General features: G+C 34.6%; 18 protein-coding genes, 1 riboswitch and 2 other annotated features. Of the genes, 11 read left to right on the forward strand and 7 right to left on the reverse strand.

Annotated elements, in window-relative coordinates; genetic code table 11:
* Positions 1 to 92 precede the first annotated feature (92 nt).
* Positions 93 to 233 (reverse strand): DUF3934 domain-containing protein, encoded by a 141-nt coding sequence (locus BCER98_RS20800; protein ID WP_012093917.1) that lies wholly within the window; start codon positions 231 to 233, stop codon positions 93 to 95.
* A 404-nt stretch (positions 234 to 637) separates the two neighbouring features.
* Positions 638 to 895: a binding site (T-box leader), on the forward strand.
* Positions 896 to 965: 70 nt separating this feature from the next.
* On the opposite strand from BCER98_RS20800, the gene asnA reads away from it, so the two are divergent.
* On the forward strand, positions 966 to 1,949 hold the full coding sequence (gene asnA / locus BCER98_RS07520; protein ID WP_012093919.1) for an aspartate--ammonia ligase: 984 nt from the start codon (positions 966 to 968) through the stop codon (positions 1,947 to 1,949).
* Positions 1,950 to 2,409: 460 nt separating this feature from the next.
* Here the strand turns inward: asnA and BCER98_RS07525 are convergent, their stop codons facing one another.
* Positions 2,410 to 3,024, reverse strand: a complete 615-nt coding sequence (locus BCER98_RS07525) for a TetR/AcrR family transcriptional regulator (RefSeq protein ID WP_012093920.1) — start codon at positions 3,022 to 3,024, stop codon at positions 2,410 to 2,412.
* Positions 3,025 to 3,313: 289 nt separating this feature from the next.
* On the opposite strand from BCER98_RS07525, the gene cyoE reads away from it, so the two are divergent.
* Positions 3,314 to 4,231 carry a heme o synthase gene (cyoE, locus tag BCER98_RS07530; protein ID WP_012093921.1) on the forward strand — a complete coding sequence of 306 codons (918 nt, stop codon included), beginning with the start codon at positions 3,314 to 3,316 and terminating at the stop codon, positions 4,229 to 4,231.
* A 186-nt stretch (positions 4,232 to 4,417) separates the two neighbouring features.
* Here the strand turns inward: cyoE and BCER98_RS07535 are convergent, their stop codons facing one another.
* Positions 4,418 to 5,650 carry an aspartate kinase gene (locus tag BCER98_RS07535; RefSeq protein ID WP_012093923.1) on the reverse strand — a complete coding sequence of 411 codons (1,233 nt, stop codon included), beginning with the start codon at positions 5,648 to 5,650 and terminating at the stop codon, positions 4,418 to 4,420.
* 223 nt (positions 5,651 to 5,873) lie between these two features.
* A riboswitch (Lysine riboswitch) is annotated at positions 5,874 to 6,060 on the reverse strand.
* A gap of 487 nt (positions 6,061 to 6,547) precedes the next feature.
* On the opposite strand from BCER98_RS07535, the gene BCER98_RS07540 reads away from it, so the two are divergent.
* On the forward strand, positions 6,548 to 7,924 hold the full coding sequence (locus BCER98_RS07540; RefSeq protein WP_012093924.1) for an S-layer homology domain-containing protein: 1,377 nt from the start codon (positions 6,548 to 6,550) through the stop codon (positions 7,922 to 7,924).
* A gap of 55 nt (positions 7,925 to 7,979) precedes the next feature.
* Here the strand turns inward: BCER98_RS07540 and BCER98_RS07545 are convergent, their stop codons facing one another.
* Positions 7,980 to 8,444, reverse strand: a complete 465-nt coding sequence (locus BCER98_RS07545; RefSeq protein ID WP_012093925.1) for a hypothetical protein — start codon at positions 8,442 to 8,444, stop codon at positions 7,980 to 7,982.
* A 507-nt stretch (positions 8,445 to 8,951) separates the two neighbouring features.
* Between BCER98_RS07545 and BCER98_RS07550 the strand changes: the two genes are divergently transcribed.
* The 3 genes from BCER98_RS07550 (at position 8,952) to BCER98_RS07560 (ending at position 13,422) form a co-directional block, all read left to right on the forward strand.
* Positions 8,952 to 9,764 carry a polyphosphate kinase 2 family protein gene (locus BCER98_RS07550; protein ID WP_012093926.1) on the forward strand — a complete coding sequence of 271 codons (813 nt, stop codon included), beginning with the start codon at positions 8,952 to 8,954 and terminating at the stop codon, positions 9,762 to 9,764.
* Between the two features lie 498 nt (positions 9,765 to 10,262).
* Positions 10,263 to 11,522 carry a GTPase HflX gene (gene hflX / locus BCER98_RS07555; protein ID WP_012093927.1) on the forward strand — a complete coding sequence of 420 codons (1,260 nt, stop codon included), beginning with the start codon at positions 10,263 to 10,265 and terminating at the stop codon, positions 11,520 to 11,522.
* Positions 11,523 to 11,853: 331 nt separating this feature from the next.
* Entirely contained in the window at positions 11,854 to 13,422 is a 1,569-nt protein-coding gene (locus tag BCER98_RS07560; RefSeq protein ID WP_012093928.1) for a Vga family ABC-F type ribosomal protection protein, read from the forward strand.
* A gap of 102 nt (positions 13,423 to 13,524) precedes the next feature.
* Here BCER98_RS07560 and BCER98_RS07565 read toward each other — a convergent pair whose 3' ends face one another.
* Positions 13,525 to 15,165, reverse strand: a complete 1,641-nt coding sequence (locus BCER98_RS07565; RefSeq protein ID WP_012093929.1) for a peptide ABC transporter substrate-binding protein — start codon at positions 15,163 to 15,165, stop codon at positions 13,525 to 13,527.
* Between the two features lie 217 nt (positions 15,166 to 15,382).
* Here BCER98_RS07565 and BCER98_RS07570 point away from each other — a divergent pair, with 217 nt between their 5' ends.
* Together BCER98_RS07570 and cysK are read left to right on the forward strand one after the other, a co-directional pair.
* Positions 15,383 to 16,591, forward strand: a complete 1,209-nt coding sequence (locus tag BCER98_RS07570; RefSeq protein ID WP_012093930.1) for an MFS transporter — start codon at positions 15,383 to 15,385, stop codon at positions 16,589 to 16,591.
* 15 nt (positions 16,592 to 16,606) lie between these two features.
* Positions 16,607 to 17,524 carry a cysteine synthase A gene (gene cysK, locus BCER98_RS07575; RefSeq protein WP_012093931.1) on the forward strand — a complete coding sequence of 306 codons (918 nt, stop codon included), beginning with the start codon at positions 16,607 to 16,609 and terminating at the stop codon, positions 17,522 to 17,524.
* A gap of 69 nt (positions 17,525 to 17,593) precedes the next feature.
* Here cysK and BCER98_RS07580 read toward each other — a convergent pair whose 3' ends face one another.
* Positions 17,594 to 19,228 (reverse strand): putative polysaccharide biosynthesis protein, encoded by a 1,635-nt coding sequence (locus BCER98_RS07580; protein WP_012093932.1) that lies wholly within the window; start codon positions 19,226 to 19,228, stop codon positions 17,594 to 17,596.
* A gap of 220 nt (positions 19,229 to 19,448) precedes the next feature.
* Positions 19,449 to 19,674: a binding site (T-box leader), on the forward strand.
* Between the two features lie 194 nt (positions 19,675 to 19,868).
* Here BCER98_RS07580 and BCER98_RS07585 point away from each other — a divergent pair.
* The 3 genes from BCER98_RS07585 (at position 19,869) to BCER98_RS07595 (ending at position 22,522) form a co-directional block, all read left to right on the forward strand.
* On the forward strand, positions 19,869 to 21,206 hold the full coding sequence (locus BCER98_RS07585) for a sodium-dependent transporter (RefSeq protein ID WP_012093933.1): 1,338 nt from the start codon (positions 19,869 to 19,871) through the stop codon (positions 21,204 to 21,206).
* A gap of 271 nt (positions 21,207 to 21,477) precedes the next feature.
* Positions 21,478 to 21,744, forward strand: coding sequence for a CD3324 family protein (locus BCER98_RS07590; RefSeq protein ID WP_012093934.1), 267 nt, complete (start codon positions 21,478 to 21,480; stop codon positions 21,742 to 21,744).
* Positions 21,745 to 21,883: 139 nt separating this feature from the next.
* Positions 21,884 to 22,522, forward strand: a complete 639-nt coding sequence (locus tag BCER98_RS07595; protein ID WP_012093935.1) for a FusB/FusC family EF-G-binding protein — start codon at positions 21,884 to 21,886, stop codon at positions 22,520 to 22,522.
* Positions 22,523 to 22,546: 24 nt separating this feature from the next.
* On the opposite strand, the gene msrA is transcribed toward BCER98_RS07595, so the two are convergent.
* On the reverse strand, positions 22,547 to 23,083 hold the full coding sequence (gene msrA, locus BCER98_RS07600) for a peptide-methionine (S)-S-oxide reductase MsrA (protein WP_012093936.1): 537 nt from the start codon (positions 23,081 to 23,083) through the stop codon (positions 22,547 to 22,549).
* Between the last annotated feature and the right edge of the window lie 81 nt (positions 23,084 to 23,164).

Below are 23,164 nucleotides of genomic sequence, written 5' to 3' on the forward strand. Positions count from 1 at the left end.
AAAAAGCTATGCTTTCACCTAGATGAAAGCATAGCTTTTTTGCTGTAATAATTTTATTTTGTTTTGAACAAAGTAAAGAAATAAAACAAAATTTATTTGTTAGTCCCTTTACTTTTATTTTTATATGGCTTTGCAATTTTCTTTTTTCTTGCGCTTGATTGCCAACGGTTCCATCCTTTGCTTCCTGTACCTTGTCCTACACCTTTTTTCGGTTTCGCTTTCGTTTTACTCACATCATCACTCCGCTATATAAAGACATTATTTAATAATAGTCAATCATTGAGAAAATAATCTTGATAAAGGACTATGTTTGTTTTAAATAAAAAACGACTTGAATGCTATAGTATATCATGAATTTGCAAGTAATATTGAAAGGAATTACAAAGAAAATGAAAATAATAAGAAATACTGCGGATTCTATATTTCGAACGATTATATTAATTGCTGTGTATATGTTCGTTTCGGTCAGTGAAACGTTTTTCGGATTGACGAGGCAAAAGAAGTAAAGATAGCATATTAACAACAATCAATAAAGACTTAAAATAAAGAATTGAAACATATTTTTAAAAATTCATTGACTTTCTTTGTTTTTTGTATAAAATAATCATTAATAAAATGTTTCAGAGATGTGACAACAAAAAAGACTATGAAAGGACGAGTAGTAGTAGGACGTAGTCAAAGCGAGTCAGGGATGGTGTAAGCCTGATACGAAACCTATTATGAAGAACCTCCTGGAGTCGCTAACCGAAATCCAACTATGGAAAGTAGACTTAGCCGGGAACTTCGCCGTTACAAGAAGAACAGTATCGAGATTTGTATCTCCGTACTGTATAAGTGAGCAACCTCTGTTGCTAATTTGGGTGGTACCGCGGAACCAAAGCCTTTCGTCCCAGTTTTTTGGGGAAGAAAGGCTTTTTTGATTGGTTTCTTTCCATTACATCCAAACATTTTAGGAGGAAATGGACATGTATCAATCATTAATGACAGTAAGAGAAACACAAATCGCAATCAAGGAAGTTAAAACATTCTTTGAAGATCAATTGGCAAAACGACTTGGACTATTCCGTGTATCTGCACCATTATTCGTAACGAAAAAATCAGGTTTAAATGATCACTTAAACGGTGTAGAACGCCCAATTGAATTTGATATGCTACATTCAGGAGAAGAATTAGAAATTGTTCATTCACTAGCGAAGTGGAAACGATTTGCGCTACATGAATATGGCTATGAAGCTGGTGAAGGTTTATATACAAACATGAATGCGATTCGCCGTGATGAAGAGCTTGATGCAACACATTCCATTTACGTTGACCAGTGGGATTGGGAAAAAATTGTTCAAAAAGAATGGCGTACAGTGGAATACTTGCAAGAGACAGTACGGACGATTTATGGAATATTTAAAGATTTAGAAGACCATTTATTTGAAAAGTACCCATTCCTCGGTAAATATTTACCAGAAGATATTGCATTTATTACTTCGCAAGAATTAGAAGATAAATATCCAGAGCTAACACCGAAAGAGCGTGAACATGCAATTGCGAAAGAATATGGTGCGGTCTTTATTATTGGAATTGGTGATGTACTTCGCTCTGGTGAAAAACATGATGGACGTGCAGCTGACTATGATGACTGGAAATTAAATGGTGATATTTTATTCTGGCATCCCGTACTTCAATCTTCATTTGAATTATCTTCAATGGGAATTCGTGTGGATAGTCAATCACTTGACGAACAGCTAACGAAAGCTGGAGAAGACTTCAAACGCGATTACGATTTCCATAAAGGAATTTTAGAAGATGTACTACCATTAACAATTGGTGGTGGCATTGGACAATCAAGAATGTGCATGTATTTCTTACGTAAAGCACATATCGGTGAAGTTCAATCTTCTGTATGGCCTGATGAAATGCGGGAAGCTTGTAAGAAGGAAAACATTCATTTGTTTTAAATAGAAAGTATGTAAAGGATAGTTGGTTCAATCATAGAACCGCTATCCTTTTTTATAATCATAAAACGAGTATAAATTAGTGATTGACAGTTATTATATAGGTGTTTTTCTTATGTGATCGGTATTGATTTAGGAATCGTTTCTATGCTGTTGTCTGTAATTGGACTCTTGATAACATATTTTAAATTAGATATGGAGTAAGACGCGGGAACTGTTTGAAGTATTGTACATGCTTTTATAGTATTTAGGATTAATCATATTCCGTATCTAAATTTTTTAGGAATATCAGCACATGATCTTATTTATCTTACTGTTTTGTATCGCACTGATTGAGTAGTTACAGTAAACAGGACAGTTATATGCCCGATTTAAATCAGTAGGGAAGCGAGGGGAAGGTGATAAAAAAGCACATTTTAATGGGATATAAAATGTGCTTTTCATTATGTAATGAAAGAAATTTTTACATGTTTGTGTCGAAGGATAGCAACATGTTTTGTAGAGCCTTTTTATATAGATTCATCGGAATATGCTGCTGGCTGATATTATAAAATATAGATATACCGTTTTCTAATGAAAGGATAGTCCACGCTATTTCTTTTGCTGATAAAGTAGCTTGATAGTCTGCGTTTTGTATGAAATTTTCAATAGACTTAGAAATTTGTTCTACCGCATCAGCAATCCATCTTGCCCATTTATCTCGCACTGATTCCTCACGCATTGCATATAGAAGAAATTCCATAGTAAGCATGTTCCATGTTTTTGTTTTCTGTCTAAGAGAATGGGAATATTGGTCCATTTTCTCGATAAAGCTTGCTAATGATTGCTCTTTTTCTATCATGATACAAATATCTTGCACATATAGATGCATTTGTCTTTCTACAATTGCTAGAAATAGTTCTTCTTTCGTATGAAAATGAGCATAAACGGCTCCTTTACTAAATCCAGCATGTTCTGCAATCTTATCAACAGAAGCTCCATGGAAGCCTAATTTAGCAAATGTTTCAAAAGCGGATTCTAAAAGTAACTTTCGTGTTTCATGTTTTCGTTGTTCTTGGGTTAATCTTTGGCGGCTCATAATATCCCCCCTCTCTTGACAATTATATCATGAGGTATTAATATACCGAGTGGTATATAAGTTCGAATTCGTATATAATTTGTGAACGATACATAGCAGAAAAAATGAAGTGACCGAGAAGATTCATACTCTTTATCACATATTAACGGGCAATTATTTCTCATCGCCTTTCTTTCATGTACTTAACTTTTTAGATGGAGATTTCACTGCCCTAAAATAGTGGATAAAAAAGTAGGAATCATTTGTTCTATTGTAGTAAGATAATTTAATGGAAGGGAGAAAAGATATTATGGGAAGGAAAAAAGAAGTAACAAATGCCCAAAGACAACGACCGGAAATTTTGGCTCAAACTATTAAAACTGGAATTATTAAATCCAATTTAGTGCCAATGTTTGCTGGATTGACACTCGCTTTATATAAATATAAAATAAGCCCGTTTGAAAAAATACCAGAGATTCTATTTGCTTTTATAGGTTCAATCTTAATAATAGGAGCAGCGGGGGCATTTAATAATTTATATGATCGTGATATTGACTCTATTATGGAGAGAACAAAAAATAGACCAACTGTAACGGGAGATATAAGCCCGAAGACAGCACTATGGCTTGGAATATTTATGACGATTTTTGGTTTAGTATTCCTTGCGCTAACGACATATTTAGCAGCAATACTAGGGTTTATAGGTTTATTTTTATATGTTGTACCATATACAATGTGGAGCAAAAGAAGAACCATTTACAACACAGAAATCGGAAGTGTTTCAGGAGCAATGCCGCCGCTTATCGGTTGGGCTGCTATATATCCGGATGTGACACATCCAGCTATTATCGGTCTTTTTATTATTATGATTATTTGGCAAATGCCTCATTTCTATGCAATAGCGATTCGTAAACATAAAGAGTATGAGGCTGCGAACGTTCCAATGCTTCCAGTAGTGAAGGGAGTTAAAAGAACATATATACAAACAAATGTGTATTTAGTTATTTTAATTATCATAAGTATTCTTTTAGGATCATTAAGTATCGGCCTTATGTTAGTATCGCTTCTATTAAGCATTTTATGGTTGGCCTTAAGTATTTATGGATATAAAAAAATGGATTCAGAGAAATGGGCAAAATCATTGTTTATTTTCTCACTGTTCCATATGACAATTTTATTTTCCACAGTTATTATCTACTCTCTTGTAGGTATCTTTTTTGGAAGTTAATTTGTAAATAATAAAAAACAATTTCCACTATATAAAAGGGGAAATTGTTTTTTATTATATCAATATTGTTTTCTTACCTTTTTAAATGATATGGAAAACATTTCGTGTTTCATAGTGTAACATAATCATAATTAGCTAGAGAAAAAATAACAACAAAGAAATATTCTTTGCTGTTATGTAGCAAGTTTATTTATTCATTTGTACCAATGGTTCAACTTTTGTCATAAACGCTTGGTGAAGTGCTTCTACACCATCTACTAAATGTAGACGATCAATAACAACAGATATTTTAATTTCAGATGTACTTACCATTTTAACATGAATGTTTTCTTCTTTTAATGTAGAGAACATATGGGCAGCGACGCCTGGATTGGACACCATCCCAGAACCTACAATGGATACTTTCGCAAGATGATTTTCATATTCTACAGATTCATAGTGAAGTGTTTCTTGATTTTGTTTTAATGCTTCTAATGTTTCTCTTAAATCATTTGAATGAATAGAGAAAGATAGATGCACAGTTCCTTCATTTGTAATACTTTGAATAATAATATCAACATTAATATGAGCCTCTGCTAATGTAGAGAAAATCGTTGATAATGAGTCATGCTCTAATCCTTTTATTGTAACGCGTGTAATATTATCTTCAAATGCAATACCTTTTACGATGGATTGTTGTTCCATGTTACATTCTCCCCTTACAATTGTTCCGTTTTCTTGTTCCATACTGGAACGGACTTCTAATACGACATTATGGTTTTTCGCAAATTCAACAGCACGCGGATGTAAGACACCAGCCCCTAAGTTGGCAAGTTCTAACATTTCATCATAAGAGATTTCATCTAATTTATATGCATTATTTACAACGCGTGGATCAGTTGTGTAAACACCAGTTACGTCCGTATAAATATCACATTTCTTTGCTTTAAGAGCAGCTGCTAATGCAACAGCAGTTGTATCAGAACCACCTCGGCCTAGGGTTGTAATTTCTTTTTCTTCACTTAATCCTTGGAAACCAGCCACAATAACAATTGTCCCTTCTTGTAAATAAGATTGGATTCGCTCTGTATGGATATCGGTAATGCGAGCATTTCCGTGCACAGGTTCAGTTGTAATACCAGCTTGCCAACCTGTTAATGAAATCGCTTGATATCCTTTTGTTTGCAATGCCATTGTTAAGAGTGAAATTGTTACTTGTTCACCAGTTGTCAGCAGCATGTCTAATTCGCGCTTACTTGGATTTTCTGTAATAGAAGTAGCAAGTGCAACGAGTTTGTCAGTACTTTTGCCCATTGCTGAGACGACAGTGACGACATTATGTCCTTTTTCGTACTCTTCGATCATTAAATTAGCGACATGTTGAATGCGTTGAATATTTCCGACAGAAGTACCGCCGAATTTTTGCACAATCGTTTCCATCGTTCATTCCTTCTTTCAGCTTATTTTTCACAATACATCAGGAAATGTAATATAGGAGAGTAATATGAAAATCCCCAATATTCCTGTAGTTACCGGACAGAAAAGAAAAAACACCATCTCAAATAGATGAGGATGGTGCTGTTACAGGAAAAGGGAAACAGAAAACGGAGCTAATAAAAAAATCGCCAAAAAAGGAATATCAGTATAAACATGATATCTCTTTTTTGTAGATAGCTCTTCATATATACACGTCTGTATATATGACAGTTCTGTTTCTATTCGAAAACAGCCCCAATCGATAAATGCAGAGAAATTTATCGATTTCGGCAACACTTCCTTTCCTCTAAACTCATTGACATCTCTGTGTCTCCTTTAGAATAATCATAAGTGCTGCAACCTCTATCTCACGTTTTAGGCGAGAGTGTTTCAGTTATGAAGTTGTTGGTAACATGTGTTTTATAATAATTTAAATTTTCCGAGGAATCAAGTTATTTATTTAAATTCAGAAAATTATTTTTTTAAGTTTGTAAGCAGTGAAAAAGAGGGGAGTACAAATGGAAAAGGTCTGACGTATTCAAGTGCCAATTAGTCAAATAGCGATTTGATTTTCAAATCTAGCATTCAGATAAACTGTTTTTTTTACAATATAATTTTTCATTAAAATAGAGAAATATATCGTTTTATATTAATTTTTAAGATATAGGGCTAGATTAGTTGATTTTAATAACGTATACTTTTATCGTTAGCTAATTTATCTCGTAGCATAGGGTATTTTTATCTCCTTCCTATAAGAAGAGGAGAGTATGAATGAGTTTGATAGATGAAATGCTAGTATTTTATGAAAAAAGGAGGCTAGTTAACACGGGACAAGTAAGTACATAACGTGTTAAGAGTAAGATGAAAAAAGTAATTTCTAACGTTTTAGCAATGACAGCTGCACTACAAGTTATAATGGTTCCAACAACCTCATTTGCGGCAGAAAAAGGATTTTCAGATGTACCAAAGAGTCATTGGGCATATGAGGCAATCAATGATTTAGCAAATCGAAACATCATTGCAGGTTATGACAACGGTAAATTTGGATTGGGAGACAGCGTAACGCGTGAACAAGTAGCTGCACTTATTTATCGTGCATTGAAACCAGAAGCGAAAGCAGAATATAAAAATCCATATCATGATGTAAGTGCAAGTACAACAATGTTTCCAAATGAGATTTTAGCTTTAACGGAGATGGGAATCTTTACAGGGGATGAGAACAAAAACTTTAGACCAAAGGATTCATTAACTCGCGCTGAAATGGCAATGATTTTACAAAGAGCTTATCATTTAAAAGTAAAGGCGAATCATACATTTCATGATGTGGATCCGAATTCTTGGGCGAAAGATGCAATTAGTGCGTTACAGTCTAATGGAATGGCAGAGGGAGATGGAACGGGTGCATTTTATCCGTCAAAAACTGTCACACGTGAGGAATATGCACAATTTTTATTTAATGCGGAACAATCTTATTTAAATTTAGATTTAACATTAGCTTCCAATGTAACAGCAGAAGAAATTGATAATTTTCTTAAGAAATCGCGTTCTGATAGTCCGTTAATTGGCCATGGACAAGACTTTATTGCAGCACAAAATGAACATGGTGTAAATGCTCTTTACTTAGCAGCACATGCAATTTTAGAATCTGGATATGGAAGATCTGAGATTGCATATCGTAAACATAATTTATTTGGACTACGTGCATATGATCGCGATCCATTCTATCATGCAAAATATTTACCAACATACCGTGATAGTATTTCGTACAATGCTAACTACGTGAGAGAACGTTATTTAGAGAAAGGTGCAATCTATTATAATGGTCCAACATTAGTTGGTATGAATGTGAAATATGCATCCGATCCAGAATGGGCTGGAAAAATTGCTGGTTTAATGGAGCGTATTAAGCCGTTTGATCGAAATGATTATAAAAATGCTAACAGATTACCGAAAAACCCACATACTTTAGACGTTGAAGCGTTAGGAAATGAAATTCCATATAAGGATTTAGGAAATAGAGAAATTGCTGTTCAGGCATCTGGAAAATATTATAAAGTGCCGTATCCATACGATTTGAAAATTAAGAGTATCCCAGACATTACACAAAATGAAATGGGAACATTAACGAATGGATCAAAAGTAACAGTTCATCGTGAAGATCCAAATGGATGGGTAGAGTTTTCGATGAAAGATAAGCAAGAAAAATATTGGACATTGAAAAGTAATTTAAAAATGTAATAAACGAAAAAGGTGTTTTCTCCACAGAAAACACCTTTTTGATTTGAAAAATTTGTTATTCTTCAGTAAATATAAATGTTTGTTTCATCTTTTTACTTTTACTTTCTGGATGCCCGTTATAAGTAAATTCTTTTTCTTCCCAAGTCATGATAACTTTAAATGTATGGCTAGTAAAATATAGTGGGAAAACCATATAATCAAAACTTGTATGACTTTTTGAGACATTTGTATGTGGTACAGTAGGTTTAAATGTAGTTTTAGCTGATGGATCATTACCAACTATTTCTATAGATACATTTGATACATCTTTACCGATATTTTTAACGAATAAACTATATGTATCATAGACACCTTGCTTCGGTTGTATCGCTTGTTTGTTTGAGTTGTAAGATTTATCAATTTCGATATACCATTGTTTAGACTTTGAGGCAACAGGAAGTTCTTGAAATGTAAAGGCACTTACTTGTATCGGCAATACTATACAAAGAAGAGTAAGTAAGAAAAATATTTTTCGTTTCATTTTACAAAGCCCCTATTCTTTTATAACTTTATTTGTTAGTATTCTCCATTTTTGTCACAATATACGATATATGTAAAAAGAAAGAGTTGGTTGAGGGAATATGATCTTACTTGCATAGTAAGCAAAAATACATGCATATTTTGATTATAAGGATGAGAAAGTTATGATTATATTTTTGAAGAAAAAGCTAGTTTGCCATAGTTGTTTGAAAGAAAGTGTTAAGGGAGAAGATTTTTTGTTCGGTTGAGCTTACTAAGTCACTCACGAATGCTAGTTGGAGTATTGGATCAATTATTAATCAAAACGGCAAAAAGCAATTTTGTGTGAGCAATGTTATGAGTAGAAAAGAATTGGAAGCAGTGCTGGAGACAACTGGTGATAATTAAAATTATAACATTCATTGTATTTTATATAAAAATACAATGAATGTTATTTTTTGTATAAGAATAAAAAGAATGAAAATAATGGTAAAATAATACTGTCGTATAAAAGAGGGGGAAACATTGGATGAAAAAAGAGTGGCTTGCTAATGTAGATTTAACGAAAAAAATTGATTCAAAATCGAAGTATAATAAGAAACTTAAAAAATATCAAAGACATTTATTGGCATTACAGCAGATTTTAAAAGAAGAAAAAGTAGCTGTTATTATGGTTATGGAAGGCTGGGATGCGGCTGGTAAGGGCGGAGCAATTAAGCGAGTGACCGAACATCTTGATCCGCGTGGATTTCAAGTGAAACCTATTGCTGCACCTGCTCCTCATGAAAAACGATATCATTATTTGCAACGATTTTGGCGGGAAATTCCTCGGTATGGACAAATTGCAATTTTTGATCGTTCTTGGTACGGTCGTGTTTTAGTTGAGCGTGTGGAAGGGTTTGCTACACAGGAAGAGTGGGCAAGAGCATATGATGAAATCAATGACTTTGAGAAAGTATTAACGGATGATCATTACATTATTGGAAAGTTTTTTTATCATATGAGTAAAGATGAACAGTTGAAGCGATTTAAGGAGAGAGAGAATAATCCTCTTAAACGATGGAAAATTACAGATGAAGATTGGCGTAATCGTGAAAAGTGGGATGAGTATGTGGAAGCAATGGAAGAGATGTTTGAAAAAACAAATCAACCGAATGCGAAGTGGCATATTATCGCTAGTAATAATAAATTATATGCACGTGTGAAAACATTGAAAGTCATGATTTCATTAATTGAGGATTATTTTTTAGAACATGGTATAGAACTACCTTCTTATTACTATGAAATAAAAGCGGAGCAGCAAGAGGAATTTGAAATTGTGCAAGATGTAAGTATGAAATAGTACGGAAGAATTTTGTCATGATAAAAGGTGTGCATGAAACATGAAAATGTTTTTTACGCCTATATAGAGATTATTCTTGTGGAAACGATAGAATTATGCTAAAATTTACGTAACTTTAAATGAACGGAGGGGTCTCCTTTGATTTTTATCAGATTACGTCTCAATACTTTGTGCCGATAATTGAATAGTGCTCAAAGCCTCTGTCTGTGTACGGAGTGAACGGGATTAGTCTGCCTATTTTTTAAAGGAACCCTTTATAAAACGCATATGTGAAAAAGAGGGAGGGACGAATACCCCCTCTTTTTGTTTTACCTTTATAAATAGAATGGTTGAATATATGTATGCATATTGGATACGTATATCGTTTGGGGATTTTTGCACATGGAATTTAGAAGAAGCACGATATTCTTCTATTTGTCGTGTATCCTTGTCCGTTTATGAAAACACAGGCAGTGGCCTGTGTTTTTTAGTTTGCGTAATCGAAATGGAGGAACATGTATGGAAGAATTTGTACAAAGAGCAATATTAGTTGGTGTAAATTTAGGGCATGAAAGCGATTTTCAATATTCAATGGAGGAATTAGCAAATCTTGCAGAAGCATGTGATGTGGAAGTTGTCGGGCAAGTTACACAAAATTTACAACGTGTAAATCCTTCTCATTATATTGGAACAGGAAAGATTGGAGAAGTAGCAGCCTATGTGAAGGAAGTTGATGCGAATATTGTTATTTTCAATGATGAGCTATCTCCTTCGCAAATTCGAAATTTAGAAAAAGACTTAGACTGTAAAGTGATCGATCGTACGATTTTAATTTTAGATATTTTTGCCCAGCGTGCAAAAACGAAAGAAGCACAGCTACAAGTAGAAGTAGCTCATCTTCAATATATGATGCCCCGTTTAGTCGGCCTTCGTGAATCGCTAGGAAGACAAAGTGGCGGTGTTGGTACGAAAAATAAAGGTGTCGGTGAGAAAAAGTTGGAATTAGATCGCCGAAAAATTGAAGAGCAAATTTCGGTGTTGAATAAAGAATTAGAAGCACTTGTTGTACAGCGCAAAACGCAGCGAAAACAACGAAAGAAAAATGAAATTCCTGTTGTAGCATTAGTAGGATATACAAACGCGGGAAAATCTACGACGATGAATGCAATGCTTGAAATCTTTAATGGAACTATAGAGAAGCAAGTATTTGAAAAGGATATGTTATTTGCGACATTAGAAACGTCTGTTCGAAATATTGAGCTTCCGGATAATAAATCATTTTTATTAACAGATACAGTTGGATTTGTAAGTAAGTTACCACACCATCTTGTAAAGGCATTTCGTTCAACGTTAGAAGAAGTTGCAGAAGCAGACTTACTCATTCATGTTGTCGATTATTCGAATCCAAATTATGAGCAATTAATTGAAATTACGAATCAAACATTAAAACAAATTGGAGTTGAAAACATTCCGACAATTTATGCATATAATAAATCAGATATGATGGATGTGGAAATTCCAAAAACGAAGAAAGATCGCGTTTATTTATCTGCGAAAAAACAAATTGGTATGGAAGAATTAGTTGAAATGATTCGTTCACATATTTATAAAGAATATACAAAGTGTGAAATGTTAATCCCGTATGATCAAGGGCAAATTGTTTCTTATTTCAATGAGTATGCACATGTTATATGTACGAGTTATGAAAATGAAGGTACGAAACTTTCGCTGGAATGCAAAATAAGTGATTTTGAGAAGTATAAGCGTTTTGCTATTTGAAATAAAATATATTGAATGTATTTCAAATATTCACTTATATTAAAAGTAGTGTGAATAAAATGGAAAGAACGGAAGGGTGACCCAATTACATGAAGTATTAATCCTATTTATGAAAGCAAACAATTGAAGGCTATTTTTAACAGACCATTACGCTGTTATTTGTGATGCCTTTTATTTGCGTTTTTCAGAATAGGATGTACTTCTATAGTTGGCCCAAAGAGAGTAGGGTTTTCTCTTTTTGTGTACACCTATATATGATTTATGCCTCCTATTCTGAATGGATATAGGGGGCATTTTTTGTCTTCTAAATGAGATAAGAGGAGATGTTACTATGTTGTTATTAGAAGCTAATCGTATAAAGTACTATATACAAGATCGCTTGTTACTTGATATAGATCAATTGCAAATTCATCAAAATGCTCGAATTGGGTTAGTTGGTAGAAATGGAAGCGGAAAAACAACGTTATTTCAAATATTAGCTAAAGAAATTGTCCCGGAAGAAGGGAGTATTGTTCAACGTGTGAGGTGTGAACTTCTACCGCAGCTGAAACAAACAGATACAACAAAAAGCGGTGGTGAAGTGACGCAAGAATATATTCAAAAAGCTGTTCTGAAAGATCCGGAGCTTTTACTTGCCGATGAACCAACGACAAACCTTGATACAGGACATATTGAATGGCTGGAGAAGAAGCTTGGAAATTGGAAAGGGGCATTTGTTATCATTTCACATGACCGCGCGTTTTTAGATGCTCTTTGCACAACGATATGGGAATTGGATGAAGGGAAAATAAAAGTGTATACAGGTAACTATAGCGAATATGTAAAACAAAAAGAAATAGAGCGGCAACAAGAACAATTAGCATATGAAAAATATGAAAAAAAGAAAAAGCAGTTGGAAGAAGCGGTAAAGCTGAAAGAGAAAAAGGCGGAACGAGCAACAAAGACTCCAAAGAAGGAAGGGAAGCTAGAACCGAAAATTACAAAGCCGTATTTTGCAAAAAAACAAAAGAAGTTACAAAAAACAGCAACCGCTATGATAACAAGGTTAGAAAAACTTGGAAAGGTAGAAAAAGTAAAAGAGCTTCCGCCGCTTAAGATGGACTTACCGAATGCGGAAACGTTTAAAAACCGAATTATTTTACGAGTGAATGATAGAATAGGTAAAGTTGGGAAACGTGTGCTATGGAAAAAAGCAAGCTTTCATATTCGAGGTGGTGACAAATTAGCAATTATCGGTGCAAATGGGAGCGGGAAAACAACACTCGTAAAACAAATTATGAATCAAGAGTATGGGATTAGATTTTCTCCTGCTGTAAAAGTTGGCTATTTTAGTCAAAATTTAAATATATTAGATCCAGCAAAATCCATTATCGAAAATGTCCAGTCTTCTTCCAAACAGAATGAAACGCTTATTCGAACAGTTCTTGCAAGAATGCATTTCTTTCGAGAGGATGTTTATAAGCTTGTAGAGGTTTTAAGTGGTGGGGAACGAGTGAAAGTGGCATTAACAAAGCTATTTTTAAGTGATATAAATACTTTAATTTTGGATGAACCGACAAATTTTCTTGATATGACAGCTGTTGAAGCGTTGGAATCTCTTCTAAAAGAATACGAAGGGAGTGTCATCTTTGTTTCACATGATCGCCGCTTTATTGAAAATATCGCGACACGAATTTTAACCATTCATAATCAAGAGCTTGGACTGTTTGAAGGAACTTATCAACAATATAAACGAACTCAAGTACAACAAGCTCAAGAGCGTAAAAAGGATACACGTCTTTTACTGGAAACGAAATTATCAGAAGTGCTAAGCCGGTTAAGTATTGAACCGTCCGAAAAATTAGAAAGGGAATTTGAAAAACTGTTACAAGAAAAACGAGAGTTGGATGCGTCTGAATAAGTGAAACATATATTCAAAAATAAAAGTACATCACGATTCGGAAGTGATGTACTTTTTGTAAGTAAAGGATAGAAGAAAAGTTATATATACCAGAGTCTCTTTCTACTCTGTTATATACGCCCATTTATAAGAATATATACCCGCAAATGGACGAACGACAACACCTTTTACGCTTGGACGTTCTAAGTAAATAAGCCCTGCTTGGAAGATTGGAGCAATTGCTGCATCATCTTCAACTAGAATTTTCTCAGCATCTTGGAACGCTTTCCAACGTGCTGGTAAATCAGTTGTTAAAGAAGAACTCGCTTTTTCCATTAATTCATCATATTGTTTGTTGGAATAGTTCATTTTGTTGAAAGGGCCATCTGTTACGAACATATTTAAAAATGTTGTCGGGTCAGGATAATCTGGTCCCCAAGTAGAAAGTGAAATTTCAAAGTCTCCATTTCCTTCACGTTCTAAAAATGCCTTTACTGGAAGTGGATTTAGTGTGATTTTTAAACCAGGTAGATTCTTCTCTAATTCGCCTTTTAAGTATTCGCTTATTTTTTTATCGTTTGACTCATCAGTTGATATGATGGAAAGAGAAACATTTTGTAGATTTGTTTCTTTTTTTGCTGTTTCCCATTGTTTTTTCGCTTCTTTTATATTTGTTTCTACTTTGACATTACTTGTACTACGAAAGTCTTTATTATCGGGTCCTTTTACAAAGCCTTTTGGAATGAAAGCATTTGCAGGAATGGAACCGTTATTTAAAATGGTTGTTGTAATTCCTTTTTTATCAAAGGAAAGAGAAATCGCTTTGCGAGCATTTTTATTTGCTAGTAAAGGATTTTTTTGATTTAATCGAAAAAATGTCACAGAAGGACGTGCCATTTTCTTTAAGCTTGGATCGTTTTGGTATTTATCGACAAATTCTGAATTAATTGTGATACGATCGACTTGTTTGCTTTCAAATAAATTAACAGCTGCTGAAGTGTCTTTCACGATATTGACATTAATTTCTTGTAATTTCACATTTTTATGATCCCAGTAGTTTGGGTTTTTCGTCATTTTATAACTTGTATCATGTTTCCATTCATTTAATACGAACGGTCCATTATATACTGCATTTGCAGCTTCGAGACCATAATTTGTCCCTTGTGCTTCAACTACTTTTTGATTTTGTGGATAAAAGGTTGCAAATCCCATTAGCCCTAAAAAGTATGGAACAGGATGCTCTAATTGTACTTCAAGCGTTTTATCATCAAGCGCTTTTACACCAAATGAATCGAGAGGTAATGCTTTTTTATTTACTTTTTCAGCATTTTTAATATCAAACATAATATGGGCATACTCAGAAGCTGTTTCTGGATTTATTGCACGTTTCCATGCATATTCAAAGTCATGCGCTGTTACAGGATCACCATTTGACCAGTTTGAATGACGAAGTTTAAATATATATGTTTTTCCATCCTCGCTTAATGTGTAAGATTCAGCTGCCCCTGGTACAGGTTTGTTACCTGGTCCAGGCATATACAGCCCTTCCATCACATTATTTAAAGCTGCATAGGAAAAACCATCCGTTGCGATAGAGGAATCAAGAGTAGAAATTTCCCCGGTTTCTACAATGTTTAATATTTGTTTTGTAGCTACTTTTTTCTCGTCTTTGTTCGTTGTTGTTTCTTGTTTTTGACCACAAGCTGTTAAAACGAGTGACAATGTAAGTGAGAGCGCCGCAACTCTCTTTGTTTTTTTCTTCATCGCTTTCATCCTCCCCTTTATCTTTGATTTAGTATAAAAGAAGATAAAGAAAATTTCTATAATTAAATCCAATAAAGTTTATGTGAAAAATATATTTTATGGAAAGTTGTATTGTTGGAAAAAGAGATAAAATCAGTATAGAATAGAAATGTTTCAAAAGTCAGAAGTGATGATACCCGCATAAAAATATATGTTGTAAGGAGGGTGAAATTCAAATATGCAGGCAATTTCAAAAGAAAATGTAGTGACGACGCCAACGATATATCGCATTTTATTTGCAATTAGTTTCGGTCATTTTTTGAATGATTCTATGCAAGCTGTTGTGCCGGCATTGTTTCCAATTTTAGAAAAAACGATGAATTTATCTTATATGCAAGTCGGATGGATTGCGTTTGCGCTAAATATGACGTCATCTGTTATGCAACCGGTATTTGGGATGTATTCAGATAAGAAGCCATCCCCATTTTTACTACCGCTCGGTATGTTCTCAAGCATGCTTGGAATGATTGGTCTTGCATTTGCACCAAACTTTATTATTGTTATTATTTCTGTTTTATTTATCGGATTAGGTTCAGCAGTCTTTCATCCAGAAGGAGCCCGCGTTGCGTATATGGCATCTGGTACGAAGCGTGGATTAGCACAAGCGATTTATCAAGTAGGGGGGAATACTGGTAATTCACTTGCTCCAATTTTTACAGCAGTAATTTTCGTTCCTCTTGGTCAAAAAGGTTCGCTTGGTTTTACGGCTTTTGCAGCAGTAGGGATTCTATTATTAATGTATGTGTCAAAGTGGTATAAAAATGAATTAGTAAGCGGTGCTGTAAAAAGCAAGAAACGAGCTGCACTTGAGGCTGAAAATGCAATTGTAAGTGCGCATATTAAATTTGTTATCGTTCTCCTTATCTTTTTAACATTTGTTCGTTCGTGGTATGGAGCTGGTATTGGGAACTTCTATCAATTTTATTTGATTGAGCATTATGGTTTATCGATAAAGAATGCGCAATATTTTGTATTTGCTTTTATGATTTCCGGCGTACTGGGAACATTTTTTGGAGGACCGCTCGCAGATCGATTTGGTAAGAAAAATATTATTGTGTTCTCCATGCTAGGTTCTGCGCCGCTTGCACTTTTATTACCGCATGTTTCTCTTTTATGGGTTGTGCCACTATTTTTATGTATCGGTTTCATTAGTTCCAGTAGCTTTAGTGTGATTGTTGTATATGCCCAAGAACTTGTGCCAGGGAAAGTAGGGATGGTATCAGGATTAATTGTCGGTCTTGCATTTGGTCTTGGCGCGCTAGGTGCTGTCGTTCTTGGGAAATTAGCTGACATATATAGTCTGCAGTTCATTATGGTATTATGTAGTTGTTTACCATTAATTGGACTTACTTCCTGGTTACTGCCGAGTGATAAAAAATCCGTATAGAATAGGGGATGCGCTATGAAACTATGCAAAAATGTTACAGAATTAATAGGGGATACACCTGTCGTGCGATTATCTAAATTTGTTCCGAAAGATGCGGCGGATGTATATGTAAAGTTAGAAATGTTTAACCCATCTCGTAGTGTGAAAGATCGTGCAGCTTATCATTTAATTCATGTTGCAGAGGAGCAAGGCTTTATTCAGCCGGGAGATACGATTATTGAACCGACAAGTGGAAATACGGGAATTGGTTTAGCGATGAATGCAGCGGCGAAAGGATATAAAGCGATTTTAATTATGCCGGATAATATGTCAAAAGAACGAATGAATCTGTTAAAAGCATATGGTGCAGAAGTTATTTTGACACCGGCAGAACAAAGAATGCCAGGTGCAATTGCAAAAGCGATAGAACTGCAAAAACAAATACCGAATAGTTTTATCCCGCAGCAATTTGAAAATCCAGCAAACCCAAATATTCATCGCTATACAACAGCACTTGAAATTTATGAACAAATGGAAGGGAAGTTAGATGCCTTTGTAGCGACTGCTGGAACAGGTGGAACAATTACAGGGACAGGGGAAACGTTGAAAGAGAAATTACCCAATTTACATATTGTAGTAGTGGAGCCGAAAGGATCGCCTGTTTTATCTGGCGGTGTGCCAGGTCCTCATAAACTAGTTGGAACCAGTCCGGGGTTTATTCCAAAAAACTTAAATACAGAAATATATAACGAAATTATTCAAATTGCAGATGAAGAAGCGCTAAGTACGATGAGAAATTTAGCAAAACAAGAAGGGTTATTAGTAGGACCATCTTCAGGGGCTTCCGTCTATGCCGCAATTATGATTGCGAAGCGATTAGGTGCGGGTAAGAAGGTATTGTGTATTGCACCTGATACAGGTGAACGGTATTTAAGTATGGGGCTGTTTGAATAATAGATTGCGAGAGCATGCAAAGTAGAAAAATAAGAGATGTAACAATTTATACCGTTACATCTCTTATTTTTATTTTATAAATTTTCCTAATATCGGTAATCGTTGAATGCGATTACCGAGAATGCGTGAAGCAAGGCCGCTTGTTAATACAAATAAAAGATAGACGAAGCCGCCAACTACGCCGCATATGATTACGATAAGTAATGATTCGATGTAAGACTGTCCAGGTATGAACCATCCTATCATCGCTTTTAATGCCATGACAATAGCGGACATTGCGCCAGAATAAATGATAATAAGACATACTGTTTTTATAGTCTCTTTTATATCAAATTTTGCGAATTTAACGATGCAGTATAACATAATGGCATCTGAAACGAGATATCCGAGAATAGTTCCAAGTACCGCTCCATGTCCGCCTAATACATATAGAAGAGGAGTATTGACAATCAGTTTTACAAGAATGCCTACTGAGAAAGCAATCATTGTTTTTCGTTGATAATCAATTCCTTGTAAAATGGCTGCTGAAACGGTAAAGATTGCGCTTAATACAGCTGATGGTGCATAGGAAATTAAGTATTGTGAACCGCCTACTGCGATATCGTGGCTCACATAAACCATGCGGAATGCATCGTAAGCAATACTAGCTAGACCGAATGCCGCTGGAATGGTGAAGAATAATAATACTTGAAATATCTTTGTAATTTGTTCTTGTAATTCTTCTTGTTTTCCACTTGTAAATGATTTTGTTATAGCTGGAATAATTGTTAATGAAAATCCAGTTGCAAGGGAAGCTGGAATCATAATTAATTTTTGAGCATAGTTCGCTATATAAGCGAAGACAGCATTTGCTGTTGTTAATGGCTCGCCAAGAGCTCTTAAAGCGTCAGCAACTGTGTATTGATCGACTAATGTATAAAGCGGAATAGCGATGCCGACAAATACAATGGGAATTGCATAACGAAGTAATTCCATATAGATACTTTTTAACGGAAGAGTAGATGCTCTTGATTTGAGCTCACCTTTAGGTGGTTTTAGATGATTATATTTTTTCCAATACATGATTAAAATCGAAACGCTAGCAATCGCTCCGACCGCAGCACCAAATGTAGCGACTGCTACAGAAGAAGCGACAGAGCCACCTAGTAACTTTGTAACAACAAAACTACCAACTAAAATGAAAACGACGCGTGCAATTTGTTCTACAACTTGTGATACGGCGCTTGGCTTCATATGCTGGAAGCCTTGAAAATAACCGCGTGTGACACTCATTGCTGGTACAATAATAAGCGCAAAGCTGAGCGCCCGCATTGTAAGTGTTACATCAGCGATAAACTTTGGATCTGGCGCTTTTGAACGAATGATAAATTGTGATATGTAAGGAGCACCGATAAATAAAATGAAAAAACCAGAAAACCCCATCAATAGCATCAATTTTACACTAGAGTTATAGAGTTTTTTACTTGTACTATAATCACCTAGTGCATTATATTTTGCGACAAATTTTGATACGGCAATTGGAATGCCGGCTGTTGAAAAACTAAGTAAGATACCGTACCAAGAATATGCATATCCATATAAAGCAACCCCTTGTGTACCAACTAATAATTGAAAGGGGAAGAAATAGATAAATCCTAAGATACGTGAAATCATTGTGGCCCCGCTTAGTAAAGCAGTTCCTTTTAACACTTTTGAAGTAGACAAAACACTTTCCTCCCACTTTTGCTCTCATGCAGCCATCTATATTACTATAAACCTGTCATGGTATTTAATAAAGTATAAACATCACTATTGGAATAGGGTTCATAGAAAATTCATATTTTGAATTTTCACAGCAAAAAATAGATAGATTATACATAAAAATTTAGTTGACACCATTTTGAGTATATGATAAAAATGATATTAATCAATTCGGAAACATCATATTTGGGCAATGAAAGGTTATAGTAGTGAAAGTCTTCCTATTTCAGAGAGCTGATGGTCGGTGTGAATCAGTATATAGATTATTCATGAAGTTCGTCCTGGAGCATCTTTCATAAATCTCACGTTGTGAGGAAATGAAAGACGGTAGTGAATACCGTTATGAAATAAAGTGGTGAAGAGTTTTTTCACAACTAGGGTGGTACCGCGATGTTTTAATCGTCCCTACGTATTTGCGTAGGGGCGTTTTTTATTGAAGGTCCTACTGTCGTTGTGTCTTCATAACTAGGGTGGTACCGCGATATTTTAATCGTCCCTACGCATTTGCGTAGGGAGTTTTTTTATTTAAAGAGGAGGAGATTCTACTAGAAATAGCTAATGTTAGAACGCAATGAATAAAGAGAAATAGAGAGGAGATTACAATATGAATTCACCGCAATGGACATCAAAATTAGGTTTTGTATTAGCTGCTGCAGGTTCAGCAATTGGACTTGGGGCAATTTGGAAGTTCCCTTATATGGCCGGGATTGGAGGCGGCGGAGCATTTTTTCTTATTTTTATCGGTTTTACATTATTAATTGGTTTACCGCTCTTATTAGCTGAATTTGTAATTGGGAGGAGTACGCAAAAAGAAGCTGTTGATGCATATAGACAAATTGCTCCTAAAACATTATGGCCATGGCTAGGTAAATTAGGTGTTGTAACATGTTTCATATTACTTTCATTCTATAGTGTAGTAGGTGGTTGGATTTTATTATATTTATGGAATGCAATTACAGGAAGGTTATGGGAAGGAAATGGTGCATATGAAGCAACATTTGGTGAAATCATTTCCAATCCTTATTTAGCAGTTGGATCACAGTTATTATTTATTCTTATGACGATTTTCATTGTAAGTAAAGGTGTACAAAACGGTGTGGAAAAAGTAAATAAATATTTTATGCCTGCGCTATTTGTTTTATTCTTTATATTAATTATTCGTGCTCTTACATTAGATGGAGCTGGAGAAGGAGTTCGTTTCTTCTTGCAACCAGATTTCTCAAATGTGACATCGGAAATTATTTTATATGCAATGGGTCAATCGTTCTTTTCATTATCTGTTGGTGTAGCAGTAATGGTAACGTATAGTTCATACTTACCGAAGGAAGAAAGTCTACCGCGTTCGGCATTTTCAATTGTAGGACTAACACTTATGATTACATTGCTTGCAGGACTTGCTATTTTCCCAGTTGTATTTGCATTTGGAATGGAACCGTCACAAGGACCAGGATTATTATTTATCGTATTACCTGCTATTTTCAGTAAAATGGCGTTTGGAAAAGTATTCTTCGTTATTTTCTTATTACTATTCTTCTTTGCAACAGTTACGTCAGCTATTTCTATGTTAGAAATTAGTGTTGCATCGTTAACAGCAAAAGGAAATGGGAGACGCGAGAAGTTTGCAATCATTGTAGGGTTATTGATTTTTGTAGTAGGTATTCCATCGGCATTATCATACGGTGTATTGAGTGATTTTAAGGTTTTTGGAAAGACAGTTTTCGATTTAGCAGATTTTGCAGTAAGTAATGTACTGATGCCGCTTGGTGTATTGTTAGTTTCTATATTCGTTCCATTAAAAATGAAGAAAGATGTATTAATGAGAGAGCTTGGTGTAAGTAAACATAAAGGATATACATTATTCATACTATGGTTATTCTTACTTCGTTATATCGCACCAGTCGCTATCATTATTGTATTTTTAAATGTAATTGGAGTTATTTAAAGAAATGGTGGAATATTCAAATGTATAAAGGTGCAAGAAGGAAACAAATATCATATAATGAAACCATAAATGGTATATTGGAGGTGTTTTTATGGCGATTATGATGCAATTGCCGGACATTGCAGCGTCTCATGCAAAGCCAAGTATGGAAATGGCGATACTTTGCGTGAGGTAGACAATGTATATACAATCGCCAAATTGAGCTCGTATATTTTTGTATTTGGCTTTGCCCTTATTGAAATGAATCATACGAAATAAGGGGCGAGCAAACATGGGATACGTAAAAGCAACAGCTGTTTTACCGGAAAGTTTAATTGCAGAAATTCAAAAATATGTACAGGGTGAAACAATTTACATTCCAAAACAAGAAACTGAACATTATAAATGGGGTACACGATCTGGGGGAAGAAAACAAATCGATATGCGAAATCGAAAGATAAAAGAAGCTTTTGAAAACGGGATTGCTATTTATCAATTAGCGGAAGAATATTTTCTTTCTGTAGAAACAATAAAAAAAATTGTGTATTCCAAATCATAGTAAAAAGCACTGATTATTCTTTTGAAATAATCAGTGCTTTTTTATGTATAGTTTGTTTATGAATTGTTTTTGGTATTTTATAAAAGAAAAGTATTATATACAATAAAAACAGATTGATAATTTGTATGGAGTGATAACGATGGAAGCATTTATTAGAAGTGATCAATATAATTTTATAAAATCACAAACTCATATTCTTGTGCATGGACATGCAACAGCAAACGATAGAGGGGTCATTACGGCTTTGAAATCTCTTGCAATTGAAAAAGTATTACACGCCTTTGAAAATTTAAATAGTGAACAGAAAGAATTAATTGAAACAATTTTGGCAGTTGAAAATAGAGAGGATGCGGAAGCATTTTTGCTTAAATTAAATCCGTATGTTATACCGTTTCAAGAAGTTACTCCACAAGCATTAAAAAAATTATTTCCTAAAGTGAAAAAATTGAAGCTTCCTGAAATGGAAGAAGTAAACATGAAAGAAATGTCATATTTAGGTTGGACTGATAAGGGAACGGGAAAAAGGTTTATTATAGCAAAAAAGAATAATAAATTAGTTGGCGTTCAAGGGACGTTTCAAAGTATAAATAAAAAAGGGATTTGTGCACTATGTCATGGACATGAAGAGGTAGGCATGTTTTTAGTTGAAATAAAAGGAGATGTGCCAGGCACGTTTGTTAAAAAAGGAAATTATATTTGTCAAGATAGTATAGCATGTAATCAAAATATGACTTCGCTAGATAAATTACATGATTTTATCGAAAGACTTAAGAAATAAAGGACGATTCTTTTCGTCCTTTTATCATTTCTTCTGCCAATTTGTTTTTATAAAGTCTTCACGTCCAGACTCTTTTCGTTCCTGAGCATATTTCTTCGGATTTTTCTTGTAGAAATGCTGATGGTATTCTTCTGCTTCATAAAAAGGTGCAGCTGGGCGAATTTCTGTTACGATTGGCTCGTTAAATATACCGCTAGTAGCAAGCAATTGTTTTGACTTCTCAGCGAGTTCTTTTTGGGTTTCGTTGTGATAGAAAATTGCCGTGCGATAAGATGGACCACGATCAAAAAATTGTCCGCCATCATCAGTCGGATCAATTTGCGACCAATATAAGTCTAGTAATTTTTGATAAGGAAAAATAGAAGGATCGAATGTCATTTGAACAACCTCTAAATGCCCGGATGTGCCAGATTTTACTTGTTCATATGTTGGATTGGAAATATGTCCACCAGTATAGCCTGAAACAACTTTTTGAATACCTGGAAGTTCATCAAATGGTTTTACCATACACCAAAAACAGCCGCCGGCGAAGGTTGCAAGTTCGAATGTTTTCTTTGACATGTTTGTAATACCTCCTAAATAGATGTGTTTATTAAGTATTATATAAACTATGTTATTATGCAATAAAAAATATTAAGAAAT

Origin of the sequence: Bacillus cytotoxicus NVH 391-98, from assembly GCF_000017425.1 — a bacterium.
Taxonomy (GTDB): Bacteria; Bacillota; Bacilli; order Bacillales; family Bacillaceae_G; genus Bacillus_A; species Bacillus_A cytotoxicus.

Excerpts from the sequence above, each read along its gene's own strand:
- asnA (WP_012093919.1), top strand. The coding sequence starts at position 966 with ATGTATCAATCATTAATGACAGTAAGAGAAACACAAATCGCAATCAAG.
- BCER98_RS07525 (WP_012093920.1), bottom strand. The coding sequence starts at position 3,024 with ATGAGCCGCCAAAGATTAACCCAAGAACAACGAAAACATGAAACACGA.
- cyoE (WP_012093921.1), top strand. The coding sequence starts at position 3,314 with ATGGGAAGGAAAAAAGAAGTAACAAATGCCCAAAGACAACGACCGGAA.
- BCER98_RS07535 (WP_012093923.1), bottom strand. The coding sequence starts at position 5,650 with ATGGAAACGATTGTGCAAAAATTCGGCGGTACTTCTGTCGGAAATATT.
- BCER98_RS07540 (WP_012093924.1), top strand. The coding sequence starts at position 6,548 with ATGAAAAAAGTAATTTCTAACGTTTTAGCAATGACAGCTGCACTACAA.
- BCER98_RS07545 (WP_012093925.1), bottom strand. The coding sequence starts at position 8,444 with ATGAAACGAAAAATATTTTTCTTACTTACTCTTCTTTGTATAGTATTG.
- BCER98_RS07550 (WP_012093926.1), top strand. The coding sequence starts at position 8,952 with ATGAAAAAAGAGTGGCTTGCTAATGTAGATTTAACGAAAAAAATTGAT.
- hflX (WP_012093927.1), top strand. The coding sequence starts at position 10,263 with ATGGAAGAATTTGTACAAAGAGCAATATTAGTTGGTGTAAATTTAGGG.
- BCER98_RS07560 (WP_012093928.1), top strand. The coding sequence starts at position 11,854 with ATGTTGTTATTAGAAGCTAATCGTATAAAGTACTATATACAAGATCGC.
- BCER98_RS07565 (WP_012093929.1), bottom strand. The coding sequence starts at position 15,165 with ATGAAGAAAAAAACAAAGAGAGTTGCGGCGCTCTCACTTACATTGTCA.
- BCER98_RS07570 (WP_012093930.1), top strand. The coding sequence starts at position 15,383 with ATGCAGGCAATTTCAAAAGAAAATGTAGTGACGACGCCAACGATATAT.
- cysK (WP_012093931.1), top strand. The coding sequence starts at position 16,607 with ATGAAACTATGCAAAAATGTTACAGAATTAATAGGGGATACACCTGTC.
- BCER98_RS07585 (WP_012093933.1), top strand. The coding sequence starts at position 19,869 with ATGAATTCACCGCAATGGACATCAAAATTAGGTTTTGTATTAGCTGCT.
- BCER98_RS07590 (WP_012093934.1), top strand. The coding sequence starts at position 21,478 with ATGGGATACGTAAAAGCAACAGCTGTTTTACCGGAAAGTTTAATTGCA.
- BCER98_RS07595 (WP_012093935.1), top strand. The coding sequence starts at position 21,884 with ATGGAAGCATTTATTAGAAGTGATCAATATAATTTTATAAAATCACAA.
- msrA (WP_012093936.1), bottom strand. The coding sequence starts at position 23,083 with ATGTCAAAGAAAACATTCGAACTTGCAACCTTCGCCGGCGGCTGTTTT.